Consider the following 21,338-nt stretch of genomic DNA (forward strand, 5'->3'; position numbering starts at 1 on the left):
GCTGCGGCGCGGCGAGGCCGTGGCGGGGTCGAGCATGCGGTCGAAATTCGCTTTCACGGCGGCGGCATCGATCGGCGTGCCGTCATGAAAGGTCAGGTTCGGCTTCAGCGTGAAGCGATAGGTCAGCGGATCGGGGGTCTCGACGCTGGCGAGGCCCGGCTCGATCTGGAGATCCGGCGTCACATGCACCAGCGGCTCATGCAGATTGTACTGCACCGACACCTCGAAGAACGACGCCATCAGCGCCGGATCCAGCGTCACGGGATCGGAGACGATGCCGACCGTCAGCGTTTTGGCGTCCTGCGCCATCGCCGGCAATCCAGACAATGCCAGCGGCATAGTGGCGAGCAGCGCGAGAAGCGCACGCCGGGAAGTTCGAGCAATCATCGGTGTTCTCCTGCTTGAAATTATGATTCAGAACTCGTCAGTCACGTGGGTCGAAGCCGTCGCGAAGCCCGTCGCCCAGCAAATTGCAGCCGAGCACGGTGAGAAAGATGGCGGCGCCGGGAAACACCGCCAGCCAGGGCGCCATCTCCATGAAACCGATCGCGTTGCGCAGCATATTGCCCCAGGTCGCGGTCGGCGGCTGCGCACCGAGGCCGAGAAAGGACAGATAGGATTCGGTGATGATGGCGGATGCGAACAGCAGCGAGCCCTGCACGATCACCGGCGCGAGGATGTTGGGCAGAATGGTGCGCAGCAGGATATTGGCGGTGTCGAAGCCGAGCGCGCGCTTGGCCTCGACGAAATCGAGTTCACGCACCACCAGCGTCTGCGCGCGCGCGACCCGGGCGAACACCGGCAGGTTGACCACCGCGATGGCGAGTACCGCATTGTTGAGGCTGGGGCCGAGCACCGCGGTGATCGCCAGCGCCAGCAGGATGCTCGGAAAGGCGAAGATGATATCCATCAGCCGCATGATCAGCGCATCCACCACGCGGCCGAAATAGCCCGCGATCAGGCCCAGCGCCGTCCCGGCGATGCCCGCCACCGCGACACTCAGGATGCCGACAAACAGCGACGTCCGGGCCCCGTAGATGATGCGCGACAGCACGTCCCGTCCCAGTTCGTCCGTTCCCAGCCAATGACCGGGCGCCGGCGGCGCCAGCGGATTGACGAAGTCCGGCAGGTCCGGCGCATAGGGCGCAAGCAACGGGGCGCCAAGCGCCGCGGCGATGGCGAGGGTAACCACCGCGACACCGAGCGCGGTTCGGGGATCGCGCATCATCGCGCGCCGCGATGCGGCCGCGGCTTGCGGAGCAAGCGTCGCCTCAACGCTCATGACAGCCGCACCCTTGGATCGAGCACAGTATAGATCAGGTCGGTCGCCAGATTGATCAGCACGAACAGCGTCGCCGTCAGCAGCACGGCGCCCTGCACCACCGGATAGTCGCGGGCGAAGATGGCATCGACCGTCAGCTTGCCGATGCCCGGCCATGAAAACACCGTCTCGGTGACGACAACGCCACCGAGCAGCTGGCCGAGCTGGATGCCGAGTAGCGTCACGATCGGCATCCGCGCATTGCGCAGCGCATGAACCCAGATCACCTTGCGGCGGGACAGCCCCTTGGCACGCGCGGTCCGCACATAGTCGGCGCGCATCACCTCCAGCATGGTGGCGCGGGTCATCCGCATGGTGGCGGCGGCGAGCGCGGCGCCGAGCGTCACCGCGGGCAGCACCAGATGGCGCAGATGGCCAATGGGATCGACCAGCGGCGAGACGTAGCCGGACGCCGGCAACAGTGGGAGATAGATGGAAAACGCCAGGATCAGCAGAATGCCGAGCCAGAAGCTCGGCAGCGACAATCCGCACAGCGCCAGAAACGAGGCCGTGTAATCGGCGCCGCTGTTGCGCCGCGTGGCGGCGACGATCCCGGCCGGGATGGCGATAAGGAGCGAGATCACCAGCGCGGCGGCCGAGAGCAGCGCGGTCGGCGCCAGCGCACCGATCAGCAGCGGAAACACCGGCCGCCCACCCTGGATCGAGCGCCCGAAATCGCCGGTCAGGACATGGCTGATCCAGGTCACATATTGCACGATGACGGGCTGGTCGAGCGCCATCTGCTGGCGCAACGCGGCCAGCGAGCGCGCATCCGCCTCCATGCCGAGCAGGGCAATGGCCGGATCGCCCGGCACCAGCCGAACCAGCAGAAACGCCACGACCGACGTCCCGAACAAGATCGGGATCAGGGAGAGCAGTCGGGTCGCGAGATAACGGGCCATGCCCAAACTCTGCTTGATTGAACCGGTTCAAAATGTATATTTTCGGCTGAAGGACGTTCTGTCAATGCCGAACCGACTAAACTAGATGCAAAATCAGCCACAGCCCGTTTTGACGCCACCCGACGATTCGTCCGATCACGCGCGGACGGCGCTCGAGGTCAGGGATCTGCGCGTCGGGTTCGGCGCGGGCACTGCGATCGTCGACGGCGTGGACATCACGCTGCGGCGCGGACGCATTCTGTGCCTCGTCGGCGAATCCGGATCCGGCAAGAGTCTGACGGCGCTGTCGCTGATGCGCTTGCTGCCGCCATCGGCGCGGCTGTCCTGCAGCAGTTTCCTGCTCGATGGCGACGACATCGCCGACGCCAGCGAGGACGTCCTCAATGCCATCCGCGGCAACCGCATGGCGATGGTGTTCCAGGAGCCGATGACGGCGCTGAACCCGGTGATGACGGTGGGTGACCAGGTCACCGAATCCCTGATCGTGCATCAGGGCCTGTCGCGGCAGGCGGCCCTCGCGGTCGCGCTGGAAATGTTTCGCCGTGTCCAGATCCCTGCCCCCGAAGCCCGGCTGCAGGCCTATCCGCATCAATTGTCCGGCGGCCTGCGGCAGCGCGTGATGATCGCGATGGCGCTGATGTGCCGTCCCGACATCCTGATCGCGGACGAGCCGACCACGGCGCTCGACGTCACGATCCAGAGCCAGATCCTGCGCCTGATCGACCAGTTGCGCAGCGAACTCGGCACCGCCGTGCTGTTCATTACCCACAACCTCGCGGTGGTGGCCGAAATCGCTGACGAGATCGCCGTGATGTATGCCGGCCGCATTGTCGAGCGGGCATCGCGGACCGACCTGTTCGGCGATCCGCAGCATCCCTATACGCTGGCGCTGTTCGCCGCGATGCCGCGCGCGGATGAGCGCGGCCGGCCGCTGGCCGCGATCGAGGGCCAGGTTCCCTCGTCCGGTGCCATGCCCGCCGGGTGCCGCTTCGCGCCGCGTTGCCCGTTTGCCATCGCGCCATGCGAGGCGGCCTATCCGCCGCTGCGCGAGATCAAATCCGGGCACTGGATCGCGTGCTGGCGGGCGCCGCTTGAGGAGCACGTCACATGAGCGCGCTGCTCGAAGTCGCGAACCTCTCGAAGACCTTCGTCTCCGGCGGCGGATTGTTCAGCCGCGCGAAATCAGCGCGCGTGGTGACCGACGTCAGCTTCTCGCTGCGGCGCGGCGACGTGTTCGCGCTGGTCGGCGAGAGTGGCTCGGGCAAGACCACCATCGGGCGCATGCTGCTGCGCCTGATCGAACCGGATTCCGGCGACATCACCTTCGACGGCATCGACCTGCGTTCGCTCGCGCCGGCCGAGCTACGGCGGCTGCGCCGACGGATCCAGATCATCTTCCAGGATCCGTTCGGCTCGCTCGATCCCCGGGTCCGCGTCGGCGCCGCGATTGCCGAGCCGATCCGGCTGCACCAGTTGCGGCCACCGAACCAGGTCGCCGACCGGGTCGCGGAACTGCTGAACCTGGTCGGACTCGACGCCAGTCACGGCAACCGCTTTCCGCATGAATTTTCCGGCGGCCAGCGCCAGCGCGTGGCGATCGCGCGCGCGCTGGCGGTCGAGCCCGAACTGATCGTCTGCGACGAGCCGGTGTCGGCGCTCGATCTGTCGATCCAGGCCCAGGTCGTGAACCTGCTCAGCGAACTGCGCGCGAGACTCGGCGTGTCCTATGTCTTCATCTCCCACGACATGGCGGTGGTGCGCCATCTCGCTACCCATGTCGGCGTGCTCTATGCCGGCCGGCTGGTCGAAACCGGGCCATCGGAAACGATCTTCGCCGATCCGCGGCATCCCTATACGCGCATGCTGCTGGCTGCGACGCCGAGTCCAGTGCCGGGCGCCGCGCGTAGCCACGAGGCGATTACCGGCGAGCCACCGAGTCCCTATGCCGAATGGGCGCAGTGCCGGTTCGCGTCGCGCTGCGAGCATCGCATCGCCGCCTGTCTGGCCGCCGATCCGCCGCTCGCCCTGGTCGCGCCCGCCCCGCGGCTGTCGGCCTGCCTGCGCGCCGATGTGCTGCCTGATTTTTCCGCGTTCGACGATGGCGAAAGCCGCATGACGGCCGCGTATCGCCTGCGCCTCGATTTGCTGCGTCGCGCCCGCGCCCCGAAGGTGCCCCATGTCTGACGACCCGCACGGTCTCGGCCATCGCACCCAGCCGACCATCGACGATGTCGCCCGCGCCGCGGGCGTGTCGAAGGGTACGGTATCCAATGTGATCGGTGGCCGGGTCACGGTGACCGGCGCGACCCGGGCGCGGGTCGATGCGGCGATCGCCGCGCTGAACTACCGGCCGGCGGAGACCGCCCGCGCACTGACAGCCCGAAGGCGGCAGCCCGAGCCCAATCCGCGGTTCGACGCTTCGGTGCCACGCCTGACCACCGTGGGCTATGTCAGCGTCGACTATACCGCGTGCCTCGATCGTCTGCCGGAACGCGAGGAGCGGCGGCTGGCTGATCAGATCATCAAATCGATCGGCGGGCCCGCGGCCAATGTCGCCACCATCGCCGCCGGCCTTGGCGCGCCGTTTGCCGTAGCGGCCTCGATCATCACCTCGATCGGCGTCGACCAGGACAGCGACTGGGCGGCGGCCGAATTATCGCGCCGCCGCGTCGACCTGATCATCCCCCGCGAACGGCGCAGCGGCCGCCTGAACCGCGCGCTGGTGCTGGTCGAGGCGGATGGCCGCCGCACCATCATCAACGAGCCGTCGCTGCTCAACGACGTCGATGTCGAACGTTTCGTCGAGGCCACCGATCCCGGCACGGCGCGGTGGTGGCTGCATCTGGAAGGCTACCAGGTGCCCGCCCAGATCACGGCCGCCGCGAAAGCACGGCGCAAGGGTTTTCGCACCAGCATGCAGGCGACCGGTCTGCCGGCCGGATGGCTGCGCGATCATACCGATGATGTATTGCGGTCGTTCGACCTGATCGTGCTTCATCGCGAGACCCTGGCATCACTGCAACCGACGGCGGGCGATGTCCGCGGCGGCCTGGCCGATCTCGCGGCGAAGGCAAGCGGCGTCGGGCCAGGCGGCCCCGAATTGATCATCGTGACGCTGGGCGCCGAGGGCGCCGCCGCGGTGACGCGCGACGGCGCGATTATCGAGGCCCGCGCGCTTCCGGTCGACGTCGTTGACACCACCGGTGCTGGCGACAGTTTTGTCGGCAGTTTCCTCGCGGCGTGGCTCAATGACTGCCCGCTGCCGCGGGCACTTGCCATCGCCTGCGCCGCGGGCAGCCTGCAGGTGACCCGGTTCGGCGCGCAGGAATTGCGACCGTCCGGCCCCGATCTGATCCGTCTCGCCGACGGCGCAGACGTCTCGACCCTCGCCCTCATTTAAATCCGGAGACAGAAATTGTCCGAGAACACTTCGATCTATCGCGCCAAGGATAACGCGATCCAGCGTATTTTCGGGCGGCGCAAGGCCGTGATCGGCGTCATCCATTCGCTGCCGCTGCCGGGCTCCCCGAACTATGATGGCGAGCCGGTCGCGGACATCTACGACTTTGCCTGCGCCGAGGCCGCGCGCTATCGCGCAGGCGGCGTCGACGGCCTGATCGTCGAGAACCATGGCGACATTCCGTTTGCCAAGCCGGACGAACTCGGCCCGGAAACCGCGTCCTGCATGGCGGTAATGGCCGACCGCGTGCGCCGCGAATCCGGGCTGCCGATCGGGATCAACGTGCTGGCCAATGGCGCGGTACAGGGCGTGGCTGTTGCGAAGGCGTCGGGCGCGGCGTTCGTGCGGGTCAATCAATGGGCCAACGCCTACGTCGCCAATGAAGGCTTCATGGAAGGCAAGGCCGGTGCTGCGAGCCGCTATCGCTCCTGGCTGCGTGCCAAAGATGTGGCGATCTTCGCCGACGTCCATGTCAAGCACGGCGCCCATGCCATCGTCGCCGATCGCACCTTGCAGGAATTGACGCGCGACGTGGAGTTCTTCGATGCCGACGCGGTGATCGTCACCGGGCAGCGCACCGGCGACAGCGCCTCACTCGATGATCTCGAAACCATCACCGCGGCGACCAAGCTGCCGAGCATGGTCGGCAGCGGCGTGACGCCGGACAATGTGGCCTCGATCTTCCAGTTCGCCGACGCCGTGATTGTCGCCAGCGCGCTCAAGCATGATGGCGGCTGGTGGAACGAGGTCGACCCCGTGCGGCTCGCGACGTTCATGGCGGTCGTTCATCGGGCCCGCGCATGAGCCAGGTACTTGTGCTCGGCAACGCGACGCTCGACGTGATCCAGCGCGTCGCGCGCCTGCCCTTGCCCGGCGAGACCGTGCTGGCGCAAGGCCTGACGCGCTGCGCCGGCGGCAAGGGGCTTAACCAGGCGGTGGCCGCGTCGCGCACCGGCGCGGCCACCCGGCTTGCCGCGCCGGCCGGACGCGACGCGGACGCGGCGTTCGTCGCCGCCGCGCTGCGCGGGGAGACCGGGCTCGACGCGCACTGGCTGCTGTGCGACGCGCCGACCGACATGTCGGCGATCTGGGTCGCGACGGGTGGCGAAAACGTCATCGTCAGCAGCGCCGAATGCGCGCGGTCAGTCTCGACGGATCAAGCCCAGGATCTCTGCGACACTTTGACGGCGGGTGACGTGCTGCTGATGCAGGGCAACCTCTCGTTTACGGCCACACGATCCGCCGCGCTCGCCGCGCAGGCACGTGGTGCCACGCGAATCCTGAACACGGCCCCGATCGCATGGGACATGCGCCCGATCCTCGGCCTGTTCGACATCGTGATTGCCAATGAGGGCGAGGCCGAGTTGCTGGCGCGGGGATCGCCCTCCCCCGCGGCCGCGTTTCGGGACAGCGGCGTGCCCATCGCGATCATCACGCGCGGCGCGCGCGGGGCGCTGATCATCCGCGACGGCGGCGAAACGATGGTCGATGCGCCCGAGGTCGCCGCCATCGACAGCTCGGGCGCTGGCGACGTGTTCGCGGGAACGCTGGCGGGACTGCTAGCAAATGGCGCGATGCTGTCGACGGCGGTGAGGCTCGCGGTCAACGCGGCCTCGCTCTCGGTGACCCGACCGAACACCACGCCGTCATTTCCGAGCCGCGCCGAAATCACAGCCCTGATGGAGGCCATCAGCTAAATGTAGGTCCGGACAGCAGTGGCTTTATCGATGGCGCGGTAATCCCCCGTCAGCCAGTTCGCAGGTTTATCGGTTACGCCAGGTTACTTGCTGCCATGCCGTCTCATCAATCGCACAAGTGAAACCTGATCGCACGGGCCATCATCGCCGCGAATTCGGTTTCCTGTTCGGCCAACGCATTGGTCAGTCCGGCCACGCAGATCGCCAGTGGCTCCGCGGACTCGGCGAGGCGCGGCAGCGTCATCACGACCACGCCGGCGCCCGCCGTGACCAAGCCAAGCGACAGCGCGTGACCCCGCTGACGAACCTTGTCGAGATCCAGCAGCAGCGCCTTGATGTCAACCTGCTTTTCGGGCGAAATTTCATAGGAGTTGAGCAGCTTGACGAGACGACGAACCTCCTTGTTCGAATAATCTGCCAATAGCGCATGGCCCAGTCCGGACTTCGCCAGCGGACGCTGGGTGCCGGCACGCACATGCAGGCGCATCGGCAGCTTGGCCTGAATCACATGAATGTATTGCACGGCAAGCCCATTGCGCAGACCGAGCATGATCGTCTCGCCGGTTTTAGCCGAGAGATCCTCCATCAGATTGATCAGGCGGCCGCGCTGAAATAGCGCCGGGCTGATCCATTGGCCGAGCATCGACACCCGCGCGGTCGGCATATAGGTCCGGCGGCCGGCGTCGTAGTGCAGGTAGCCCAGCATTGTCATCGTCCGCATCAGCGCGGAAGTGCTGGACTGCGGAAACCGCAGCGCAACAGCGACTTCCGCGGCGGATGCCATGCCCTGACGTTCCTCGAAGAATTCCAGGACGTCGAACACCCGCTTGGCCGATTTCACCGCGCTGTCGCTCTTCTGGTCCGGCGGCAGCAGGCTTTGCGCATCCTGTCGCGGTTCGCGACGCGGCTCAGGCTTCAAAACGGGGGCCACCGATGGCGGCGCCTTGCCCTTTGCGCGCCCCATGACCGTCACCGGCCCTGCTGCGACACCCGCCGCTTCAACCACCAGCCATACTGGTCGGGCCACCCGGCCCAATCGGGGTCGCAGCCCAGTTGCAGCGCGGCCTGCGCCGGCCAGTTCGGATTCCACAACAATTCGCGGCCAAGCGCGATCAGCGTCGCCTGGCCATCGCGCAAGATGGCCTCGGCATATTCGGGCTCACGGATCAGACCGACCGCGACGGTGGGAATCCCGGCCTCGCGCTGGATCTGCTCGGCGAACGGCACCTGGAAGCCCGGGGTCCGCGATACCAGCGCGTTGCCGCGCGGCAGCTTCATACCGCCCGAGGAGCAATCAATCATGTCGATGCCGATCGCTTTCAATTCGACCGCGAAGGCAATGGAGTCCTCGATCGACCAGCCGATGTCGACACCATCGACGGAGGAGATCCGCACCCATGCCGGCAGATGCTCTGGCCACTCCTCGCGCATGACCGCCGCGATACGCAGCGGCAGCCGCATCCGGTTGTCGCGCGAGCCGCCAAACTCGTCGTTCCGGTTGTTGGCCAGCGGCGACAGGAACGAATGCATCAGGTAGCCGTGCGCGCAATGCAACTCGACCACATCGTAGCCGGCGTCGCGGGCCCGACGGAACGCCAGGCGGTAGTCATCAACGACCTGATCGATATCGCTACCGGTGAGCATCCGCGGCGCGGGCCAGTGCTGGTCGAACGGCAGGCTGCTGGCAGCCGCGATCGACCACGGCCCCTCGCCCCGCGCGGCGACATCAGCATCACCGAGCGGCTCGCCGCCTTCCCACGGGCGCTGCGAAGATGACTTGCGGCCGCCATGCGCGATCTGGATCGCCGCCTTCGCACCGAGATCGTGGATCAGCGTCGCCAACCTGGCGAGGCCGGCGGTATGGGCATCGTCCCAGATGCCCAGGCAGCCATGGGTGATGCGCCCCTGGACGCTGACCGAACTCTGCTCCACGAACACCAGCCCGGCTCCGCCGGCCGCGAGCTTGCCAACATGGGACACATGCCAATCGGTGGACAAGCCATCCTTCGCCGAATAGGTCGCCATCGGCGAGACGACAACGCGGTTCTTCAATTCGAGATCGCGGATCGCGATCGGTGTAAACAGAAGGGGGTGGTCGGTCATGCGTGCGTGTCCTGTCCGGAATGAGTCTGTCGATCGCCGCCGCCGATCACTTCTTGAGCAGCGGACATGCGCTGTCCTCCGCCGCGATGAACGCCTCCTTGCCGGGAATGACCTGAATCAGTTTTTCGTAATCCCATGCGCCCTTGGATTCCGCCGGCGTCTTGACCTGCACCAGATACATGTCGTGGATGAGCTGGCCATCCTCGCGCAAGGTAGCGTTGCGCGCGAAGAAATCGTCGATCGGCATGGTCTTCATCTGCGCGATGACCTTTGGGCCGTCGTCGGTACCGGACTTGTCGATCGCCTTGAGGTAGTTGGTGACGGCCGAATACAGGCCGGCCTGTACCATCGTCGGACGTTTCTTGGTGCGGGCAAAATAGCGCGCGGTGAAGTCACGGGTCTTGTCGTCGAGATCCCAGTAGAATGCGGTGGTCAGTTGCAGGCCCTGCGCGGCTTGCAGGCCAATCGCGTGAATATCGCTGGTCTGCATCAGGAACGCGGCGAGTTTCTGCTTGCCCTTGCCGATGCCGAATTCCTGCGCCTGCCGGATCGAATTGGCGAGATCGCCGCCGGTATTCGCCAGCGCGATCACATCCGCTTTCGAGGTTTGCGCCTGCAGGATATAGGACGAGAAATCCATGCTGTTGAGCGGATGCCGGACTTCGCCGACCACCCTGCCGCCGAGCTTCTCCACGGTCCTGACCGCGTCGTTGCGCAAGGCGTGCCCGAACGCGTAGTCCACGGTGATGAAGTACCAATCCTTGGCGCCCTCCTTGACCAGCGCCCGCGCGGTACTGTTAGCCAGCGCGTAAGTATTGTAGGTCCACTGCACCGAGTTCAGCGAACAGCCCTTGCCGGTCAGGTCCGACGACCCGGCCGACGAAATCAGCATCGCCTTGTTCTTCTGCTTGGTCAGCTCCATCACGGCGAATGCCACGGCGGAATTGGCGAAATCGACGATGACGTCGACATTTTCCTGCTCGTACCAGCGGCGGGCGATCGCCGCGCCGACGTCGGCCTTGTTCTGGTGATCCGCGTCCACCATCACGATCGGCTTGCCGCCGACCTTGCCACCGAAATCCGAGATCGCCATCCGCACCGCTTCGACGGCGCCGGGCCCGGCCGCGTCGGCGTAAAGTCCCGTCTGATCGGTCAGGACGCCGATCTTGACGGAATCATCCGAGATCTGCGCCCGCGCCGGGGCGCTAAGGAACAGGCCGACAAAAGCGGCGCAAGCCGCCGACCGCATCAAACTGGTTTTCACGATGTTCTCCCGTTAAATTGATTAGTTGGAGCGCTTGATCGCGCTCGCTTTTTGCTGACGAAGATCGATCATTCCCGAATGCGACAACGGATCGCTGTTGCCGCCCATCAATTGATGTTTCTGGATCTTGTTGGTCGAGGTCATCGGCAATTCCTCGACGAATTTCACAAAGGCCGGCAGTTTATAGGATGCGACGCGCTCGACGCAGAACTGGAAGATCTCGGCTGCCGAATCAAGCGACGCGGTCGCGCCGTCATCAATGACGATGAAGGCAACGACTTCCTCCTCGCGGATGGGATCATGCGCCGCGACCACGGCGGCCTGCCTGACCAGCGGTGACGCGACCAGAACGCCCTCGACTTCCGCCGCGGAAATGTTCTCACCCGCCCGACGGATCATGTGCTTCAGGCGATCGACAAAAATGAAAGCACCGTCCGCATGCTGCCACGCGCTGTCGCCGGTGTGAAACCAGCCATCGCGCCAGGCCTGCTCGGTGGCCGCGGGATCCTTGAGATAGCCGGAGAAAAATCCCTTCCGGGGATCGGCTTCCGAATGGCGAACGCAGAGTTCGCCCACCGTGCCGTTCGGGACCTCGTGATCGTTTCCATCGAGCACCCGCATTTCAAAATCGGCTTCACTTCGGCCGATGGTGTTGAGTTCGAGATGGCGCGGCTCGCTGGTATTGAACGGGCTGCGTCCGGTCTCCGTCATGCCCCAGCCTTCCACGAAGGCGATGCCGAACCGCGCCTGCGCGCGTTCGCGCAGTCCAGGATTGGCGCCGACCCCCATGGAAAACCGCAACGTATGGCGACGCTCCTCCGCGGCCTCCGGCTGGGCCAGCAGGGCCGCGACGATGACGCCGAGGTAGTGCAGCACAGTGGCCCGGCATTCGACCATGTCCTGCCAGGCATAGCGCGCGTTGAATCGTTCGGGCAGGATCAGGCATCCGCCCGTCAGCATCATTGCCGTGAGCGTCAGCGCCAGCCCTGCCATATGAAACAGCGGCAGCGGGCTGTAGAGCCGATCCGTGCCGAAGTGAAATGTCGCCTCGCCGCCACGGCTCAAATACCAACGACCGGTGGTGATCACATATTCATTGGTGAGGACGCAACCTTTCGGCCGCGCCGTGGTGCCCGAGGTGTAGAGCAGCGCCGCCTCGGTGTCGCTGCCCGGCGTGTCGTCGCGCGGCGGCGGACGCCGCGCCGGCGGGATCGCGACAATGCTTTCGCCGAGATCGTCGCCACGGACCGACAGGGCCGGCATGTCCCGCGCGCCAGTCGCGATCGCTCTTTCCAATTGCACCTGGTCCGGTAGCGACACGACCAGATCCGGCTCGGCATGCGACAACAGATAGTCGAGCTCAGCCGCGCGGTAGGCGGGATTGATCGGCACCACGGACGCGCCAATGGAATTCAGCGCCAGCCAGTGGATGACGAAATCGGGTCGGTTCTCCAGCAACAGGCAGATCCGGTGACCGTGCCCGTATCCCGCCTCGTGATAGAGCGCGCGCAACCTGGCGGCCCGCGCGGCGACGTCACCGTAGGACAATTCAATCCCGGCCGCGAAATACGACCGGCCCTCGCGTGCGGGTATGCAGAGAAATGACCTGGCGGCCGCGGCATCGGCAGCGGCCGCAAACATGCCGAACACGGTATACATGAACGTCGCGTCTCCCCATTTCGGGCGCCGCTTGTCGCAACGATCGCGCGATCATATCGATCGAACGTCGTTGCGAGTGCATCGCTCCGCAGCTTCGCAATCGTGCCCAGAGGCATGAGGCGACGGCTCCGCGAAGGCTAGCCGTGCAGGTCATGCTCTGTCAAATTGACTATGCATTTCTTAAAACTTCATATGTGTTTTGAATCGCATTTACTCGCGTTTCATTCGATCAACCGCGCGTTCAACGTTGACGGCACCGACAATTTTCCGCATCCCTTGGTCACAATCGATCACCGCAAGCATCGAGAGCCATAAAATGAAAATGAATATTCTGTCCGGCGGACGGCTGAAGATGCAGAAGCGGACCTACCTTCGCGACGCGCCGCGCGGCGAGATGATCGAATTGCCGGTTTCCTGCGTTCTGCTCCGCCACCCCCAGGGCAATGTTCTATTCGACACCGGCTGCCATCCCGCGGTGGCCGAAGATCCGGAGGCGCGGTTGGGGGTACTTGCCAAATACATGATTCCGGACATGGCGGTTGGCGATCACGTCATCACGAGCCTCAAAGCGGTCGGTCTCGGTCCAGACGATATTGACGTCGTCGTCTGTTCACATCTTCACACTGACCATTGCGGCTGCAATGCGTTTTTCAAGAAGGCGACGGTGTTTGTGCATGCGCTGGAGCTAGCGGCGGCCAAGCAGCCCGACGCCGTCAATAGCGGCTATCTCACCGCCGACTGGGATGTCGGGACGGCCATGAATATCATCAGCGCACCGACCGACATCTTCGGCGATGGTCGGATCACGCTATTACCGCTGCCGGGCCATTCGCCGGGCACCACCGCCGCGCTGGTGAAGCTGGACGACACTGGCGAGTACCTGCTGACCTCAGACGCGCTCAGCGTCCGCGCCAACCTCGACGACAACTCGGTCCCGCGCAACACCTGGAATGCCGATGCCTTCCTGAAGTCGTTTGAGGAAATCCGAAGGTTGGAAGCGCAGGGCGTCACGATCATTTGCAGCCATGATCTAGAGCAGTGGAAGACGCTAAGAAAAGGCGCCGAAGCCTATTCCTAGCCACCTGATCAAGGGACCCGCCATGACGTCATGAGCGATCCGCTTACCCGCCCTCACTCGTCCGCGCGCAAATCCGCGGCGTCCTGTTGCTGGACATGCCTGGCCAGCGCCATCAGGCGGCGGTCGCGCCACGCGCCGCGTGACGGCAGGTCCGCGGCGGCCAGATGTTCGCGGCGCTGCGCCTCGACCTTTGCGATCAGCTCCGCATCCCACACCCGGTGTTCGCTGGTGGAGGCTGCGATGCGCTGGTACAGGCCGCCCAGCCGGGTCGCATAGTCGGCGATGCCGCCCGGCGCATTGAGGTCAATGGTCTCGAACGGACCCATGAAGGCCCAGCGCAGGCCCAGTCCTTGCGAGACGGTCTTGTCGATATCCTCGGCGGTGGCGAGGCCCTGCTCCACAAGGCGCCAGGCTTCCATCAGCAGCACGCCCTGCAGGCGATTGAGGATAAAGCCTTCCGCCTCGCGCGTCATCTCGACCGGGCTTTGGCCAACGTCTTCCATCAGCCGTCGCACGGCCTGGACCGTCTCCGGGGCCGTCCACGGCGCCGGGACCAGTTCGACGATCGGCGCGAGATAGGGCGGATTGACCGGATGGGCGACCAGACAGCGCGCCCGGCAGGCCACATGTTCGGTGAAGTGGGAAGCGCCGATGCCTGACGAGGAAGAGCCGATCAGGGTGTCTTTGCCGACCACGGCGTCGATCTCGCGCATCAATTCTGTCTTGACGTCGACGCGCTCGAACACGCTCTCCTGCACATAGATCGCGTTGGCGAGCGCCTCTGTCAGGCTGCTTGCCACCATGATCCGCGCCTGGATCGGAGCCGGGTCGCCGGTCAGGCCGGCTTTCTGCAGGTCGATCAGGCGTTCGCCGATCAGCGCCAGCGCCCGCCCGGCCGCGCCAGGCACGGCATCGTACAGCGCGACCGGGTAGCCCGCCCGGGCAAAGACGATCGCCCAGCCGCTGCCAACCAGTCCGGTCCCCACGATGGCGACGCGGCCCTTATGTTGTACTTCAGTCATGACACGCTTGCTCCGCAGCCAGCCTTGTTCGGCCGCCGATCAGTGAAAATGGGTCGCGCCGTTGATATCGAAAATCGCGCCTGAGGCGTAACCGCTGCCCGCCCCGCACAGAAATACTGCAGTGGCGGCGATCTCTTCCGGTTTGGCCATCCGCTTCAGCGGGTAAAGCGATGTATCATAGCCTTTCCCCTCGGTCATCGCCGTCTCGACCGGTCCCGGGGCAATGCCGTTGACCAGTACATTATGCGGCGCGCCCTGGCGCGACAGCCAGCGCACGAAAGCGTGGATGCCGCCCTTGGAGAAGGCATAATGCGGACCGGTGCGCAGACCGCCCATCCAGCCGGCCACCGAGCCGCACAACACGACACGGCCTTCTCCCGCTTGCATCATGCCAGGGAGAAAGGCCCGCGACAGATTGATCGGCCCTTTGATGTTGGCGCGGATCACGCGGTCCAGCGCCTCCTCCCAATCCTCGGCCATCCAGTCATCATGCGGCGCGATCGCCGCGGTATCGATCAGCGCATAGACTGCGCCAATATGTTGGGCGAGCGCCGTCACATCGGGCCGCGATCCGGTATCGAGACTGTGGATTTCGGCGCGGTCCGCGATATCGGCGCCGACATGTTCGCGGATCTGTTGCTTGCTGACAATATCGATCAGCACGAGTTGCGCGCCCTGCTTTGCGCACAGCCGCGCCGTGGCGCGGCCTATGCCGCCGGCCGCGCCCGAAATCAGGATCCGACGCCCAGTAAGATCGAAAGGTGAAGTGTCCGCAGATGTCATGATGCTATTCCTGGTTAGGAGGCCACGCGCGCGCAGCAGGCGTTGCCACGCCTCTTGTCAGACTGCCCATTCGGTATCGGCGAAGACGGACGGTCAGCGCGCCGCGGGCACGCCGCCATAGGTCGTCAGATGCGCGCCGGCGAGCCAGCCGGCATCGATCGGCAGATTGATCCCGGTCACCGCCGACGCATCGTCCGACAGCAGGAACGCCACGCCGCGGCCGATCTCGGCGGGATCGACCATGCGGCCGAGCGCCGAGCTCTCGATCAGCAGCCGCGGATCGCGCGTGCCGCGTTCGATATTGGCCAGCACCGGTGGCGTGGCGACGTAGCCCGGCGACACCGCGTTGACCCGCACGCCAGAGCGGCCCCAATCCGCCGCGAGGCAGGCGGCCATGTGAACAACCGCGGCCTTCGACGGGGCATAGGCATGCAGCGGCGCGGTGCGCCAGGCGGTCACCGATCCGGTGATGACAATGCCGCCGCGCCCGCGTTTGACCATCCGCGACCCCGCCGCCAAGCATGACACATAGACGCCGCGCAAATTGACGGCGATCACCCGGTCAAATTCGGCGAGCGGCAGGTTTTCCGCGCGCCCGCCCGACTGAATGACGCCGGCATTGGCAAACAGCGCCTCGATAGGACCCAGCCGCGCCTCGATGTCCGAGAAGGCGGCGTCCGTCGCCGCTTCATCGGTCACGTCGAACGGCACCGACTCGGCGCCGATCGTCGCCGCTGAATTCTGGTTCGCCTGCGCATTGATATCGGAGATCACCACGCGCCAGCCGCGCTCGATCAAGACGCCCGCCGTGGCCAGACCAATCCCGCTCGCGCCGCCCGTCACGACCGCAATGCGGCCGCGCCCATCGTTTCGTTCCATGATCGTGCTCCCGTTAAGAGTTCTTGTTTTTGCGCGCAGTTTCGCTGCGCGTCGCCCTACACCGCGAGGTAGCGGTGCTTGATTTCCTCATTGTGTCGCAGCTCATCGATGGTGGCGCGATAGACGATCTGGCCCTTGTCGATCACCGTGGCATGGGTCGCGATGCCAAGGCAGAAATGCATGTTCTGTTCAGCCAGCAGGATGGTGACGCCCATGCCGCGCAGTTTCTTGATGAGCTCGCCAATGGCCTGAACGATGAGGGGGGCGAGGCCCTCGCTAGGCTCGTCGAGCAGCAGCAGATCCGGATTGCCCATCAGCGTGCGCGCAATGGTCAGCATCTGCTGCTCGCCGCCGGACAGCCGCCCGGCCATCCGCGCCTTCATTGAGGCCAGGATCGGAAATACCTCGTAGATCTGTTCCCGGCACCAGGGGCTGTCGCCGCGTGGGCCCTTCTTGGCGCCGACAATAAGATTGTCATCGACCGAATGCTCGGGAAACACCTGCCGATTTTCCGGCACGTAACCGATCCCGGAGCGGGCGATCCGGTAGGACGGACGACCGGACACCGTCTGGCCGGCCAAGACTACCGTGCCGCGCCGCGGTGGCGCCAGGCCCGCGATCATCTTGAAGGTAGTCGACTTGCCGGCGCCGTTACGGCCGAGCAGCGCCATGGTCTGGCCGCGCTCGACGAAGAGATCGACACCGAACAGGATCTGGCTGGCGCCGTAATAGACGTCGGCGCCTGCGACATTGAGAAAGGGTTCAGCCATCATTGCTCTCCCACCGCGTCGGCAAGGTGGTGGTCCGAACCCAGATAGGCGTCGATGACGTCCTGGTTACGCCGGATCTCGTCGGCCGTTCCCTGCGCCAGCACGGCGCCATATTTCAGAACATGGATCCGCTGCGCGATCTTGAACACGATATCCATGTCGTGTTCGATGAACAGCACTGTCATCTTCTTCACCTGCCACAGATGCTGCACCTTGCCGATCATGCGCCAGCGCTCGTCAGGTCCCATGCCCGCCGTGGGCTCATCCAGCAGCAGCACCTTCGGCTCCATCGCCAGCGCCAGCCCGATATCGAGCAGCTTCTGGTCGCCATGCGAGAGATTGCGCGACAGCGTCGTCGCCTTGTCCTCCAGCCCGAGCAACTCGATGATCTCTTCTGTCCTCGCTTTGGTCTCCGGAAGCGGGAAGCGCCGCAAGAATGTCCATGAGCCACGAAGATGCGACGTCACCGCCGCCGTGATCGCCTCGCTCACCGTCAGGCTGGGAAAGATTTCGGCGACCTGAAAGGCTCGCACAATGCCAAGGCGCACGATCTCGAGACTCGACCTGCCGACAATGTCCTGACCGGCGAACATCACCTTGCCGGTATTGGGCCGGAAGGTTCCCGAGATCAGGTTGAAGAACGTGGTCTTGCCGGCGCCGTTCGGCCCGATGATCGCCGTCAGCGAACCGTCGGGGAATTCGATCGACACATTGCGCGTCGCATGGACGCCGCCGAAATGCTTATCTAGATTCTGGATCGAGAGCATCAGGCGACCCTCTTTTTGACGAAGGTCGTCTCTTCCGGCGCAGGCGCCTTCGGCGCCCTGCTCTCCTTGCGGCGCGCCAGCCAGTCGACGATGTAATCGGCGACGCCCTGCTTGAGACCGAGCACGATGGCCAGGATGACAATGCCGAGCACAAGACCATTATGTTCGGTGTAGATCGACACGAAGTGTTCGAGCAGACGCAGCAGTACCGCGCCGATGATCGGGCCGATGAACAATTGCGTACCGCCGAGCATGATCATGAAAATGGCTTCGCCGGACGTGGTCCAGAAGCCAAATTCGGGATAGGCGCCGGACACGAACAGCGAGAGCATCATGCCGCCCACGCTGGCCATGGCGCCCGCCAGCACGAACACGCCGAGCTTCATGCGCAGGATGTCGACGCCGATAGAATTGGCGCGCTGCGGATTGTCGCGGATCAGCCGCAGCGTGTAGCCGAACGGCGACTGCCAGATCTGCCGCATGAACAGCATGCAGACCATAAAAATGCAGGCGCAGAAGATATACAGCGACGAGCCACTGGTGAGGTCGATGCCGAAGAACGGCGGGCGCGGAATGCCGCCCTGCAGACCCTGATCGCCTCCGGTCAGGCTGACCCAGGTCAGAATGATCGAGTGGACGAACATCTGGAAAGCCAGCGTGATGAAGGAAAAATAGATCTCCTTCAGCCGCACGCAGATGGCGCCGATCACCAAGGCCAGCCCCGCAGTGCCGAGCAACGTCGCGAGCATGGCGACCGGAATGGAAACGCGGCCGGATTGCATCAGCAGGCCGAACATATAGGCGCCAGACGCAAAGAACGCCGCGTGACCGAATGAGACCAGTCCCGTCAGCCCGACCAGCAGGTTCAGCGACATCGCCAGCAAGCCGTAGGCCATGACGTAGATCATAAAGTCGCGCAGCGACGGCTTGGTGAAGATGAACGGCAGGGCGACCAGAAAGATCAGCATAGCCACGGCGGCAACAACGTCGCGGAGAAACCCCGGCCTGGTCATGACCGCACCTCCCGGCCGAGCAGGCCACTCGGCTTCAAGACCAGAATGACGGCCATCATGCCGAACATGATGCCGTCCACGAACAGCGGAAATCCGATCGCACCGAAGGCGCGGGTAAATCCGATCAACAGCGCCGCGATGAACGCGCCCACGATCGATCCCATGCCGCCGATCACCGTGACAATGAAGCTCTCGATCAGGATCGAAACGCCCATGCCCGGCGTCAGCGTCCGCGTTGGCGCGGCCAGCGCCCCGGCGATTCCCGCCAGCGCGCTGCCGAGGCCGAACACGGCGGCATAGAGAAACGTGGTGTTGATGCCCAGCGCACCGACCATCTGCGGGTTAATTGCCAAAGCGCGGACGATTTTGCCCATCCGGGTCTTTTCGATCGCCAGCCACAGGAACACGCCGATCGCCAGACTCGCGACGATCATGAAGACGTAATAGGCAGGAATGAAACCGCCGGCGAATTCCAGCGGTGGCAGCGCGAACACCTCGGGCATGCCCATCATCTTGTATTCCGGGCCGGCAATGATCTTGACGAGATCGTCGAAGATCAGGATGACGGCATAGCACACCAGCAACTGCATCAGGATGTCCTTGCCATACACCTTGCTGATGATGAATCGCTCGAACAATATCCCGATGATGCCGGTGCCGACCGCGCCTGCCAGGAAGGCCAGCAGGAAGCTCGATGTCGCCTGGTAGGTGAAAAAGGCGATATAGGCGCCGGCCATGTAGAAGGCGCCGTGGGCGAAATTGATGACGCCGAGCACGCCGAAAATCAGCGACAGACCGGACGCCACCATGAACAGCAGCATCCCGATGATCAGCGCCGTCGAAACCTGCGTGACCGCGCAGGCCGACGACGTCAGGCAGGAGGTAAGGGCTTCAAGGTTCACTACACTGGTCCTTCGATGGTCAGAGCCGAGCCTGCTCCGGCCTTCGCAAGGAAGGCCGGAGCATCGACAGAGCGGGTGGGATCACCGGAACAGACCGGCCGCTTTATCTTGATATCGTCTCGCCGGGAGATCAGGCGTAGCCCTTCTCCTTCTTCCACTGTTTCTCGAGCTCGAGAATTTTCGACCATTCGGTATCGACATAGTCGAGCACCCATGGCGACTTGCCGACGGTCTTGCCCCATGCCACCGGGTAGTTGATGATGGTGTGATCGCTCTCACGCATGGTGATGCCGGCCCCGCCGAACGGCTGTTTGACGGTCATGCCGCCGATTTCCTTGGCCAGCGCCGAACTGTCCGTGTTGCCGCCCGTACGACGCACCGCCTCGATGATGAACTGCGCCGCGGCGTAGTTCTGCCAGGCCCAGTTGGTGGGCTCATGCGGCGCAACCTTGAGATAGGCATCGCAGAAGGCGGCGTTCTCGGCTGTCGCCGGAAAACTCTTGTTATAGCGATAGGCCGTATTCAGCCCCGGCGGCAGATTCTTGATCGCCGTGAGGATTGGCGGATCGCCCAGTCCTCCCGAGAAGTAGGCGGTATTCTGGAACAGCCGGTAGAGATTGGACTGCTCGATGAACGCCACCAGATCGCCGCCCCACAGCGCCGAGTAGACGGCTTGCGGTTTGACCTGCATGAGCTTGGTGATGCTCTCGGTGTAATCGGGTGCGAACAGTTTCGGCCACAGCTGATCGACGACTTCGATCGATGGATCGAAGATCTTGGCGTACTGCACGAACTCGGCCGTATTGTCGCGTCCGTAGGCATAGTCGGGCGAGCAAGTCGCCCACTTCTTGAGGCCCTTCTCCTTGGCGATCTGCGCCGCGTAGCTGCCGCCAGCCACGGCATCGTGGATGCCTTGCCGGGCACATCTGAAGACATTCTTCGAGAACTGCTTCGGATCGGCCGTCAACGACGAAGTCTCGCTGCAGGTATGAAGGCACAGGATGCCGAGATCGCGCACGACTTCGTGCACGGCGAAGCTGCCCGATGACGCCTCGCCATCAATGATGATGTCGCAGCCGTCATTGTTGATAAGGTCGCGCGTCACCTTGGCGGCTTCGTCGGGGCGGCCCTTGGAATCGCGATCGACGACCTCGAACTTGCGGCCGTTGATGCCGCCGGCCTCGTTGATCTGATTGAACGCAAGCTGAACGGCAAACCGGCTGGATGTGCCGAGGATGGCCACCCGCCCGGACAGAATCGTCGGCAGGCCGATCTTGATGACCTTGGCCTGCGCGCCGGCGATGTGCGGCATGCCCAACACTGCCGCTCCGGCCAGAGCGCCTCCGATGAAATCCCGTCGCGGGATGCCCTTCTTGATCTTGGTCATTGCGTCCTCCCTGGTTATGGCTTTGCCATTTGGTTTTGTATTCGGGTGCGCCGGTTTTCCGGTCGCTTCCCGTCCTCCGCCGCAGGCCTGTTATCGATCAGCCCGTTGCACGGATCGTGCAGTATCCATCGCGTTCTGTCCAACAGCCTTTTCAAAGCTGCTACCAGCTTCGCTGCGACGATCGGACACTCCTGTCCGGCCGGCCTTGTTCAGCTACACGCCGTAATGCATGGATGTGGGAATTTATGAATCCTTTTAGGACACGCAACTAGCTCGCTTGGTCCGATTATAAATTCTCTTAGACGGACAATCAATGGTGAATAACTCACAC

Annotated in this window: 21 protein-coding genes; 6 read left to right on the forward strand and 15 right to left on the reverse strand. The window is 64.3% G+C overall.

Translation table 11 applies throughout. From position 1 onward, the window contains the following. The 3 genes from Q0S16_RS00405 to Q0S16_RS00415 form a co-directional block, all read right to left on the reverse strand. Positions 1–387: ABC transporter substrate-binding protein (locus tag Q0S16_RS00405; RefSeq protein ID WP_295843816.1), on the reverse strand; the 387-nt coding region annotated here is incomplete at its 3' end. Positions 388–424: 37 nt separating this feature from the next. Beyond that, positions 425–1,225 (reverse strand): ABC transporter permease, encoded by an 801-nt coding sequence (locus tag Q0S16_RS00410; RefSeq protein WP_295843818.1) that lies wholly within the window; start codon positions 1,223–1,225, stop codon positions 425–427. A gap of 53 nt (positions 1,226–1,278) precedes the next feature. Then, entirely contained in the window at positions 1,279–2,223 is a 945-nt protein-coding gene (locus Q0S16_RS00415) for an ABC transporter permease (protein WP_295843820.1), read from the reverse strand. An 85-nt stretch (positions 2,224–2,308) separates the two neighbouring features. Here Q0S16_RS00415 and Q0S16_RS00420 point away from each other — a divergent pair, with 85 nt between their 5' ends. Genes Q0S16_RS00420 through Q0S16_RS00440 form a run of 5 tightly spaced genes read left to right on the forward strand, consistent with a single transcriptional unit; the run spans position 2,309 to position 7,380 of the window. After that, on the forward strand, positions 2,309–3,334 hold the full coding sequence (locus Q0S16_RS00420; RefSeq protein WP_295843823.1) for an ABC transporter ATP-binding protein: 1,026 nt from the start codon (positions 2,309–2,311) through the stop codon (positions 3,332–3,334). Beyond that, the gene (locus tag Q0S16_RS00425) at positions 3,331–4,407 is read left to right on the forward strand and encodes an oligopeptide/dipeptide ABC transporter ATP-binding protein (protein WP_295843826.1); all 1,077 of its coding nucleotides are present in this window, start codon (positions 3,331–3,333) and stop codon (positions 4,405–4,407) included. The genes Q0S16_RS00420 and Q0S16_RS00425 overlap by 4 nt, the downstream gene beginning before the upstream one ends. Next, positions 4,400–5,623 carry a PfkB family carbohydrate kinase gene (locus tag Q0S16_RS00430; RefSeq protein ID WP_295843829.1) on the forward strand — a complete coding sequence of 408 codons (1,224 nt, stop codon included), beginning with the start codon at positions 4,400–4,402 and terminating at the stop codon, positions 5,621–5,623. The genes Q0S16_RS00425 and Q0S16_RS00430 overlap by 8 nt, the downstream gene beginning before the upstream one ends. A 15-nt stretch (positions 5,624–5,638) precedes the next feature. Then, complete coding sequence (locus Q0S16_RS00435; protein WP_295843832.1) at positions 5,639–6,487, forward strand: BtpA/SgcQ family protein; 849 nt, start codon at positions 5,639–5,641, stop codon at positions 6,485–6,487. Positions 6,488–6,498: 11 nt separating this feature from the next. Beyond that, positions 6,499–7,380, forward strand: a complete 882-nt coding sequence (locus Q0S16_RS00440; RefSeq protein ID WP_295843835.1) for a PfkB family carbohydrate kinase — start codon at positions 6,499–6,501, stop codon at positions 7,378–7,380. A 106-nt stretch (positions 7,381–7,486) separates the two neighbouring features. On the opposite strand, the gene Q0S16_RS00445 is transcribed toward Q0S16_RS00440, so the two are convergent. From Q0S16_RS00445 to Q0S16_RS00460, 4 genes are read right to left on the reverse strand one after another with little or no spacing between them, the layout of a single operon-like run. Beyond that, complete coding sequence (locus tag Q0S16_RS00445) at positions 7,487–8,344, reverse strand: helix-turn-helix domain-containing protein (protein ID WP_295843839.1); 858 nt, start codon at positions 8,342–8,344, stop codon at positions 7,487–7,489. Positions 8,345–8,349: 5 nt separating this feature from the next. Next, positions 8,350–9,483 carry an NADH:flavin oxidoreductase/NADH oxidase gene (locus tag Q0S16_RS00450; RefSeq protein ID WP_295843842.1) on the reverse strand — a complete coding sequence of 378 codons (1,134 nt, stop codon included), beginning with the start codon at positions 9,481–9,483 and terminating at the stop codon, positions 8,350–8,352. Positions 9,484–9,529: 46 nt separating this feature from the next. Then, on the reverse strand, positions 9,530–10,732 hold the full coding sequence (locus tag Q0S16_RS00455; protein ID WP_295843865.1) for an ABC transporter substrate-binding protein: 1,203 nt from the start codon (positions 10,730–10,732) through the stop codon (positions 9,530–9,532). Between the two features lie 36 nt (positions 10,733–10,768). After that, entirely contained in the window at positions 10,769–12,406 is a 1,638-nt protein-coding gene (locus Q0S16_RS00460; RefSeq protein WP_295843845.1) for an AMP-binding protein, read from the reverse strand. A 247-nt stretch (positions 12,407–12,653) separates the two neighbouring features. On the opposite strand from Q0S16_RS00460, the gene Q0S16_RS00465 reads away from it, so the two are divergent. Next, positions 12,654–13,484 carry an N-acyl homoserine lactonase family protein gene (locus Q0S16_RS00465; RefSeq protein WP_295843846.1) on the forward strand — a complete coding sequence of 277 codons (831 nt, stop codon included), beginning with the start codon at positions 12,654–12,656 and terminating at the stop codon, positions 13,482–13,484. Between the two features lie 53 nt (positions 13,485–13,537). On the opposite strand, the gene Q0S16_RS00470 is transcribed toward Q0S16_RS00465, so the two are convergent. From Q0S16_RS00470 to Q0S16_RS00505, 8 genes are all read right to left on the reverse strand, one after another. Continuing rightward, on the reverse strand, positions 13,538–14,506 hold the full coding sequence (locus tag Q0S16_RS00470; protein ID WP_295843847.1) for a 3-hydroxyacyl-CoA dehydrogenase: 969 nt from the start codon (positions 14,504–14,506) through the stop codon (positions 13,538–13,540). A gap of 39 nt (positions 14,507–14,545) precedes the next feature. Continuing rightward, positions 14,546–15,289: an SDR family oxidoreductase gene (locus tag Q0S16_RS00475; RefSeq protein ID WP_295843849.1), complete on the reverse strand. Its 744-nt coding sequence runs from the start codon at positions 15,287–15,289 to the stop codon at positions 14,546–14,548. 93 nt (positions 15,290–15,382) lie between these two features. Next, complete coding sequence (locus Q0S16_RS00480; protein WP_295843851.1) at positions 15,383–16,168, reverse strand: SDR family oxidoreductase; 786 nt, start codon at positions 16,166–16,168, stop codon at positions 15,383–15,385. 56 nt (positions 16,169–16,224) lie between these two features. Then, on the reverse strand, positions 16,225–16,938 hold the full coding sequence (locus Q0S16_RS00485; protein WP_295843853.1) for an ABC transporter ATP-binding protein: 714 nt from the start codon (positions 16,936–16,938) through the stop codon (positions 16,225–16,227). Next, positions 16,938–17,705 (reverse strand): ABC transporter ATP-binding protein, encoded by a 768-nt coding sequence (locus tag Q0S16_RS00490; RefSeq protein WP_295843856.1) that lies wholly within the window; start codon positions 17,703–17,705, stop codon positions 16,938–16,940. Before Q0S16_RS00490 ends, Q0S16_RS00485 begins: the two co-directional genes overlap by 1 nt. Next, positions 17,705–18,718, reverse strand: a complete 1,014-nt coding sequence (locus tag Q0S16_RS00495) for a branched-chain amino acid ABC transporter permease (protein WP_295843858.1) — start codon at positions 18,716–18,718, stop codon at positions 17,705–17,707. Before Q0S16_RS00495 ends, Q0S16_RS00490 begins: the two co-directional genes overlap by 1 nt. Then, positions 18,715–19,620, reverse strand: a complete 906-nt coding sequence (locus tag Q0S16_RS00500) for a branched-chain amino acid ABC transporter permease (protein WP_295843861.1) — start codon at positions 19,618–19,620, stop codon at positions 18,715–18,717. Before Q0S16_RS00500 ends, Q0S16_RS00495 begins: the two co-directional genes overlap by 4 nt. A gap of 130 nt (positions 19,621–19,750) precedes the next feature. Beyond that, a complete protein-coding gene (locus tag Q0S16_RS00505) occupies positions 19,751–21,007 on the reverse strand; it encodes an ABC transporter substrate-binding protein (RefSeq protein WP_295843863.1) in 1,257 nt (418 codons plus the stop codon). Positions 21,008–21,338: the final 331 nt, after the last annotated feature.

The organism is Tardiphaga sp. (assembly GCF_025356345.1).
In the GTDB taxonomy this organism is placed as follows: Bacteria; Pseudomonadota; Alphaproteobacteria; order Rhizobiales; family Xanthobacteraceae; genus Tardiphaga.